Below are 8,315 nucleotides of genomic sequence, written 5' to 3' on the forward strand. Positions count from 1 at the left end.
TTGAATTGAAACTAAAGGTAAGTGCAAGACGCGCGTAGATTTTTGTCAATGCTTCACTTTATTGAAAAGCCAACCTTGTCTACTTTTGGACTTTATATGCGACTTGGCGGTGGCGCCGCGCAAAAAATTGAGTTGGGCGCCCTATGACCACATTCTACGAAGACAATGCTGAAGCCTTTATCTCGGATACTCGGCACGTAGATATGTCAGATATGCAACGCAGGTTTTTGGCTGCGTTGCCAATAGTCGAAGGGACTTCCGCTAGGATTCTTGATGCAGGTTCAGGTGCTGGACGGGACGCGCGCGCCTTTCGACGCCTGGGCTATAAAGTTGAGGCTTTCGATGCTTCAGCCTCAATGGTTGAGGCTACACAGGAGTACGCCGGCGTACCGACCCAATTGATGCGGTTTGAAGACTTCACGTGGGAGCATGACTTCGAGGGCATTTGGGCGTGTGCTTCGCTTTTACATGTGGAGGAGGCCAATTTACCTTGGGTCATCGAGCGGCTAGCAGCCCATCTAACGTCTGGAGGTGCAATGTACCTGTCATTCAAAGAGGGCAGCCGTGAGCGAATTAAAGACGGACGTCGATTTACCGATCTGACCGTTGAAGGACTATTTACCCTCCTGGGCCGATGTGCTGGTTTGAATGAGCCTACAGTTTGGCAAAGCGAAGACGGCCGTCAAAATCGCAAATCAGAGGTTTGGGTAAACGCTTTGGTGAATAAGATTTGACTGTTGGATCAGATTCAGGAACCCAGGTTCACAATAATTCCTGCCTCATTTGCACCGCCGATGCTAGCGCGGTCGTGGAATGCGACGCTCAGGTCATTTTGATCCGTCAGGGCGCTGGGCTTGTGCTTGCGCCGCGCCATCATGTTTTCCGCTGGCGAGACCTCAAAGCAGCCGAGCAGGCTGCTCTAGCGGCACGGATCGGCCAAGCTCAAGCATTGCTCGAAACAGCCAATGCGGCTGCCCGTGTGACACTCATTGAAAGCTCAGGGCATGTTCATCTCCGGCTTGATCCCCCACTAGCGACGACCGGCCCATTGCCAGGCATGCCCCATGACCGACCATTGATTTCTGGCGGTGACGACGCGCTCCAGACTCACCTACGCCCACTGATTGACCAAGCCCACGCGGTCGACCTGACGGTGTCGTTTCTGATGACATCAGGCGTTCGGCTGATCTTACCACATTTGCAAGACTTGCTGGATCGTGGCGGACAGCTCAGGTTGCTAACAGGCGACTACTTAAGCGTGACAGAACCCGCAGCTTTAAGGCTTATTGCAGATCTGGAAGGCACCCGACAGCTGCATATTTTCCAAGCAAAACAGATACCATTCCACCCCAAGGCATGGATGTTCACCTTCGCTAGTGAAGGTGGCGCTCTAATCGTGGGATCATCGAACCTGTCACGTTCGGCTCTAACCCACGGGATCGAATGGAACCTGCGTCATGTGGACTCGGTCGACCCGACGCCGTTACGTGCCGCCCGTGATGCCTTCGATACGCTGCTGGAAAGGCCAGAGGTCACCGCACTGACTCACGATTGGATTGACGCTTATGAAGAACGGCGCATACCACCGCTTGCCACTATTACAGGCGTAACCGAGGAATTGCCGGAAGTAGCGCCTACCCCGCACGAAGTTCAGACCGAAGCACTTGAGGCGCTGCGCGCAACACGTGCAAAGGGCTACGGCGCTGGGCTTGTGGTGCTGGCCACTGGCCTGGGCAAGACCTTCCTGGCTGCCTTTGACAGCGCAACTGCAGGCCGCGTCCTTTTCGTAGCACACCGCGAAGAAATCTTGACCCAAGCGATGGCCGCTTTCCGCGCGATCCGGCCCAGCGCCCGGCTTGGCCGCTACAGCGGTGAAGAGAAGGACACTGAGGCTGACATTGTCTTCGCCTCGGTTCAGACACTTGCACGCAGCGCGCATCTGAGCCTTTTTGACCCGCGCGCCTTCGATTACATCGTAGTGGACGAATTCCACCACGCCGCTGCCGCCACCTATCGACGCATCATCGATTATTTTGAGCCCGGGTTCTTGTTAGGCCTGACTGCCACACCAGACCGCAGCGATGGCGGCGACCTGCTGGGCTTATGTGAAGAAAACCTTGTCTACGAGTGCGATCTCTGGTCGGGGATCGAAAGGGACTTGCTGGCGCCGTTTCACTATTTCGGTGTGCCCGACCCAGTTGAATACGCCCAGATCCCGTGGCGCAGTGGGCGTTTCGACGAGGCAGCTCTCACCGAAGCCGTCGCCACTCAGGCTCGTGCCGAGAACGTACTCGAACAACTCGCCAAGCGCGGCGGAAGTAAGACAATCGGCTTTTGCGTTTCCCGCCGACACGCCGATTTCATGGCAAATTTCGCACAAGACCGCGGGCTACGCGCGGTTGCGGTCCATTCCGGAGACACCTCTGCTCCCAGGGCCAGCGCGTTGCAGGCCCTAGAGAATGGCGATCTCGATATCGTTTTCGCAGTCGACATGTTCAACGAGGGTGTGGATGTACCCTCTATCGACACGGTTTTGATGTTGCGCCCAACCGAAAGTCCGGTGGTGTGGCTGCAACAACTCGGCCGCGGCCTGCGCCGATCGGCCGACAAGACACACCTGGCAGTCATCGACTATATCGGCAACCACCGCATCTTCCTCACCAAGCTGCGCACGCTATTGCAGGTGAGCGCAGGCGATGGCGCGCTACGGTTGGCACTTGAGCGATTTGGGGACAAGCTTATCCAATTCCCTGCAGGCTGCGAAGTGACCTATGATCTACAGTCGCTCGATATCCTCCGGTCCCTAATCCGGCAGCCAAGAGATGGCGAGGAACTCGCCGCCTTTTATCGTGACTTCCGAGAGCGCCACGGAACAAGACCCACGGCATCAGAGGTCCAGCATGCGGGCTTCAACCCAGGCCGAACAGGGCATGCTGGCTGGCTCGGTTTCGTTGCCGACATGGGTGACTTGTCGGAAGGCCAGCGCGCCGCTTGGATCGCGCATCGCGCCCTACTGGACGAGATTGAGACCACCCGCATGACGCGTAGCTATAAGATGCTGGTCCTACGTGCGATGATCGAGGCGGGCGCCTTCCCTGGCCAAATCGCCATGAATGATCTGGTAGACCGCATCGGCTGGCAGGCTCGCCGTAATCCGCAAATCAAGAATGATCTGAGCGTTGATCCCGATGACACACCCCGGCTGCGCGCGGTCATGATGCAGCAACCCCTCAAGATCCTGGCCGAGACAGAATGGTTCCGCCTGGGACCAGGAACCTTTGAGACCGCCTTCGCAGAAGCAGATAACAATGCGCTGACCACGCTCGCGTCGGAACTCGTGGACTGGAGGCTAATGCGTTACTTCCAAGCAAAGGATATGGCCCATGACTTGCCCGAGGGAATCAGCTTGAGCGAGGCCGCCGAGGACGCGCCTTCCAGCCCTACGCAACCAGGCAAGGAACTGGAACTTTGGCAAGAGTATAAACGCGACCAAATCGCACCCCATTTTGAGGCTGTGTTCAATACTGGATCATGGCAAGCCGGAATTGTGATGCTAAAGCAGGCCCAGGCAATGGTACTGCTGGTGACGATGGACAAGGGCAGCATGTCCGTCGGCAGTCACTACACAGATCAGTTCGCCAGCCCGACGCGCTTTGTTTGGCAAACCCAAACCAGCACCCGTCGCGAGTCCCTGCGAGGCCGCATCATCTCCGGTGCGGAACCCAACTGGACTGTACACCTGTTCTTAAGGAAATCTAAACTGCGCGACGGCCGCGCAGCACCCTTCAGATATGCTGGCCCGGTGCGCTTCGCCGGATGGGAGGGCGACGCGCCCATAACGGTGCAGTGGGATTTAGAAAGCGACGTTCCAATAACACTGAGACAACTATACGGAATTTCATAGTATTTCAGTTTTTGATATTTACGCGAAACGCAAATCCAAGCATCCTAAACATCGAACATGATTAGGCACTCACTGCTCCTCTCCCGACAAAGCCAAAGACAGCACCAAGTGACTGTCGACTTTCAGTTTGTCGGCCTTCCTTGTTCGCGGAAGCAGAGAATGTCAGGAGTCCGCCCTGTCGGTTAGAAAACTGCTGGTACTACGCTTCCTTAGGTGGCGCATTTTGCAGCACTTGGCTATTGGCTGAGAAGAACCAGTAGCGCAGGCGAGGAAACACATCATGACGGCGACGAATGAAGACGACCCTCGCGGTCTTGGTCTCGCTGTGACGGCTTATGTCATGTGGGGTTTTCTGCCGCTTTATATGAAAGCTCTTGCCCATGTGCCACCGATCGAAGTGATCGCACACCGGGTGATCTGGTCGGTTCCGATTGCCGCCGTGATCCTGCTCGCGATGCGGCGCACAGCCGATATCCGCGCAGCTCTTTCCAGCCCGCGCACGCTGGGTATGGCAGCGGTGACTGCCGCGCTGATCTCGATCAACTGGGGAGTCTACGTTTGGGCGATTGGATCGGGGCATGCTCTTGATGCTGCACTTGGCTATTATATCAATCCGCTTTTTAGCGTCGCACTCGGTGCACTGCTGCTCGGCGAAAGGCCGCGCGGAGCGCAGCTTTTCGCAATCGCGCTGGCGGCAGTAGCGGTCATAGTATTAACGGTCGCGGCAGGTCAGATACCGATAGCGGCGCTAGGCCTGACGTTTAGTTGGGGGCTCTACGCCTATTTCAAGAAGAGCCTCCCTATTGGGCCTGCGCAGGGCTTCTTTCTCGAGGTGCTACTGCTGACCCCACCCGCGCTCGCGATCATCACTTGGGCGAGTATGAACGGGAACAGCCATTTTGGTACTGGATCGGCCCGGGATACATGGCTGCTGTTGAGTGCGGGACTGGTGACGGCGGTGCCGTTGATCATCTACGCCACCGGGGCAAAATTGCTGCGGCTCTCGACGATCGGCATCTTGCAGTACATCGCGCCGACGATGATCTTTCTTACCGCGGTTTTCGTCTTTGACGAACCGTTTGGCACAGCGCGGATGATCGCCTTTCCGATGATCTGGACAGCACTCGTAATCTACACTGTTTCGCTCATCCGCCAGTCCCGTCACAAAAGGCACCACAAAATGGTCACGCCTGATCCAGTGTGACGAGGGCATGTTCCAGGTCTCGTCAGATCACAGCGACCTTGAATAAAGGCCGTGAGTACATCAAGCCGTGCATCAGGCATCAGGACACTAAGCCTATCGCCCCCTCAGATCGGAGGAGCGGCGCGCTCGGTGATCAACTGGCGCGCGGTGACCCTTTCGCGGTGGATCATATAAAGACCTGCGCCGATGATGATGCCGATGCCCGTCAGCGTCAGCGCGTTGGGGAAATCGCTGAAGACCAGATAGCCCAGCAGGGTTGCTACCGGCAGTTCCAGATATTGCAGTGGCGCAAGTGTGGCTGATGGCGCGAGCGAAAGCGCATAGGTCATCATCATATGGCTCAGTGTGGCGAAGAACCCGACACCTAGCAGCCAGAGCCACGCAACCCCTTCGGGCCTGACCGGATCAAGCAGTTCGGCCCCCGTGCCTTGGGCCATTATCATTACCGGCAGACACAGCAGGCTGGCGATCAGGCCGGTGTGGAATTGCAGGGTAACGGGATGCATCCGCCGCGACAGCCCGCGTGTGACAAGTATGTACAACGCGAATCCCACCGCCGTGCCCAGCGGAAACAATGCCACCGCGCCAAAGGCGGCGAAACTGGGCTGGATAACGAACAGGACACCCACAAAGCCCACCATCGCCGCCCCAACGCGGCGGGGCCCGACATCTTCGCCCAGGTAGAGTTTTCCTACCAACAGCACGATGAACGGGGCCACAAACACAATCGCCAGCGCATCGGCCAGCGGCATGACGCGGATCGCGGCGATAAAGCAGAACGTTGACGCAAGCAAAAGAACCGCGCGCAACAACAGCGCCAGCCATTGCCTCCGCGCTACCCGCAACGATAGCCCCAAGATCCAGACAAACGGTGCCATCAGCGCGCACTGTACGATGAAGCGTGCGGCGGTGATCTGTCCCACGGGTATACTGTCCGATGCCAGCTTTGCCGCAACATCCAGCAAGGGGGCGGTGATGCAAAATCCCAGCATCAGGACCACACCGGCAAGGATGCGATCCGTCGAGGGGGTGTAGGAGGATGAGGTTGTCATAACGCTCAAAATAACGGTGCGATAAAATTCGCGTCTATTGCGTTTACGACAATTGGTAGCACCAAAGGGGCTATCACAGATATGCCCCACATGCTTTGGTCCACGTTTTTGGCAGGTCGACGTCCTTCAGATGCGTCCGACTGGAACCCATTATCCTGAACAGGTGTGTTCCAGGCGTTCTTGGTCGATCATTACAACCTGAAGGCCTGACCACCTAGACTGCTGAAGACATGACCTGCATTTCTTGACACCGACCTATCAAATAGTTGATCAGCGGAACATAGAGTGAACATGTGGAGAATCGCAGATGCCAGTTTTTCCGATAGACACCCCCATCGTGGCAGAGACCAATGTCATTCCAGTTGCGTTGCCGCGCGTCAGTGCCGGCTTTCCGTCACCGGCAGGAGATGACCTTGAGGATGAAATTGATCCCATCGCATGGGTGGTGCGGCATCCCGCGTCTACTTTTTGGTGGCGTGTCGAAGGCGATTGCCTTTGGGACGTAGGGATTCGAGATGGTGACATCATTGCCGTTGACCGCGCTGGTAAGCGGCGCCTTGGCCGTGCAGTGCTCGCCGTTGTCGAAGGGGCTGTGACTGCAAAGATCCTGCGCAAACGTGATGGTAAGTACTTCCTTGCAACAGCCAACAGCCAGGAGGCCTTTCCGGATATCGAACTTACTGAGGACAGTGAGATTTGGGGCGTTATCGCCGGCGTGGTGCGAAGGTACGATCTGGCGTGACGCGGCCGATCGCGATTAGCGACAGCGCAAACTTCTATGTCAGCGCCGAGCGGATCTTTGACCCAACCCTGAACGGCGTGCCGGTGATCGTTCTGTCCAACAACGACGGCTGTGCCGTTGCGCGCAGTGACGAGGCCAAGGCGCTGGGCATCAAGATGGGTGAACCACTGCATCTTATCCGCGACAAGATTTCAGCGCATGGCGTCAAAGTATTTTCATCTAACTACACGCTTTATGGCGACATCAGCCGCCGCGTGGTCGAGGTCTACGAGGATTACACGCCAAACGTCGAAATCTACTCAATTGATGAGTGCTTTCTGGACTTTGGGGGTTTCAAGGATCGCACCATTCACGCAGGGGCGATGCGACGCGACGTGCTGCGCCGCGTGGGTGTGCCAGTCCGGGTTGGAATTGCGCCAACCAAGACGCTTGCCAAATGCGCCAATGATATCGCCAAGAAGAACCCGATCTTTGCAGGCGTGCTCGATCTGATGGATCCGACACTGCGGTCTTGGCTGTTACCACTTGTTCCGGTTGGGGACATCTGGAGCATTGGCCGGAAGACCACCGCGAAACTTCAGGGGCTTGGCATTGGCACTGCGGCGGAATTGCGTGACATGCCGCTGCGCCAGGCGCGCGCGCTAGGCACGGTGGTACTGGAACGAACAGTTCTGGAGTTGCAAGGAGAGCCCTGCATTGCTTTTGATGACGTAGAACCGCAGCGAAAGGGCATGGCCGTCACACGGTCCTCCGGCGTGCCGATGAAGGACTTCGACACATTGTTCCAAGCGCTCACTGCCCATGCAACACGCGCAGCTGAAAAGCTGCGGACACACGGGCTGGTGGCCGGGACTCTCACCGTCTTCTTCCACACAAACCGACATCGCTCTGATCGGCCGCAGTATGCAGGATCGCGCTCCACTCGTCTGACTCCGATGTCCTCGGACACGCTTGAACTGGTCGCTGCAGCCAAACGGTGCGCCATGGCTGCTTGGCCAAAGGTTGATGCTCAGACATACGGCTTCACCAAGGCGGGCATTATGCTGGACGATCTGCTGCCATTAGAAGATCGCCCAAGGACGCTCTTCGATGTGCCGAAGGGGTCACCAGCATTGATGACGGCGCTTGATGCTGTGAACACCCGGTTCGGCAAGAAGACCTTGGTTCTGGGCAGCGAGGGGACGTCGCGCTCCTGGCAGTTGCGCGCAAATCACCGCAGCCCACGCTACACAACGCGGATCTCGGATCTGCCAGTGGTGAGATGACGCATGAGCATCGGGCTCACCCCCCGTCCCATGGTTCCTCCCCGGCCTGATCCGTATACGGGGGGGCTTGGCGCGCCATTTCGCTAGCGCGTGGCTTTTTCACCGGGGAATCCACTTCGAAGCCAGTTTGGTCAGCCGGGAAAATAAA

General features: G+C 57.2%; 6 protein-coding genes. 5 read left to right on the forward strand and 1 reads right to left on the reverse strand.

Annotated features, from left to right (window positions below):
* The first annotated feature begins 143 nt into the window (after positions 1-143).
* From C7964_RS17970 to rarD, 3 genes are all read left to right on the forward strand, one after another.
* Positions 144-734, forward strand: a complete 591-nt coding sequence (locus C7964_RS17970; protein ID WP_110280965.1) for a class I SAM-dependent methyltransferase — start codon at positions 144-146, stop codon at positions 732-734.
* Positions 731-3,904, forward strand: coding sequence for a DUF3427 domain-containing protein (locus C7964_RS20050; protein ID WP_181417237.1), 3,174 nt, complete (start codon positions 731-733; stop codon positions 3,902-3,904). Before C7964_RS17970 ends, C7964_RS20050 begins: the two co-directional genes overlap by 4 nt.
* A 280-nt stretch (positions 3,905-4,184) precedes the next feature.
* On the forward strand, positions 4,185-5,108 hold the full coding sequence (gene rarD / locus C7964_RS17980) for an EamA family transporter RarD (RefSeq protein ID WP_110280966.1): 924 nt from the start codon (positions 4,185-4,187) through the stop codon (positions 5,106-5,108).
* A gap of 104 nt (positions 5,109-5,212) precedes the next feature.
* Here the strand turns inward: rarD and C7964_RS17985 are convergent, their stop codons facing one another.
* Entirely contained in the window at positions 5,213-6,160 is a 948-nt protein-coding gene (locus C7964_RS17985) for a DMT family transporter (protein WP_110280967.1), read from the reverse strand.
* A 307-nt stretch (positions 6,161-6,467) separates the two neighbouring features.
* On the opposite strand from C7964_RS17985, the gene C7964_RS17990 reads away from it, so the two are divergent.
* Both C7964_RS17990 and C7964_RS17995 read left to right on the forward strand, forming a co-directional pair.
* Positions 6,468-6,902 carry a LexA family protein gene (locus tag C7964_RS17990; protein ID WP_110280968.1) on the forward strand — a complete coding sequence of 145 codons (435 nt, stop codon included), beginning with the start codon at positions 6,468-6,470 and terminating at the stop codon, positions 6,900-6,902.
* A complete protein-coding gene (locus tag C7964_RS17995) occupies positions 6,899-8,167 on the forward strand; it encodes a Y-family DNA polymerase (RefSeq protein WP_110280969.1) in 1,269 nt (422 codons plus the stop codon). The genes C7964_RS17990 and C7964_RS17995 overlap by 4 nt, the downstream gene beginning before the upstream one ends.
* Positions 8,168-8,315: the final 148 nt, after the last annotated feature.

The sequence above is a fragment of the Loktanella sp. PT4BL genome (genome assembly GCF_003201935.1).
Classification (GTDB): domain Bacteria; phylum Pseudomonadota; class Alphaproteobacteria; order Rhodobacterales; family Rhodobacteraceae; genus Yoonia.

Bases quoted from the DNA above. Each gene is read 5' to 3' on its own strand.
- C7964_RS17970 (WP_110280965.1), top strand. From the start codon at position 144: ATGACCACATTCTACGAAGACAATGCTGAAGCCTTTATCTCGGATACT.
- C7964_RS17990 (WP_110280968.1), top strand. From the start codon at position 6,468: ATGCCAGTTTTTCCGATAGACACCCCCATCGTGGCAGAGACCAATGTC.
- C7964_RS17985 (WP_110280967.1), bottom strand. From the start codon at position 6,160: ATGACAACCTCATCCTCCTACACCCCCTCGACGGATCGCATCCTTGCC.
- rarD (WP_110280966.1), top strand. From the start codon at position 4,185: ATGACGGCGACGAATGAAGACGACCCTCGCGGTCTTGGTCTCGCTGTG.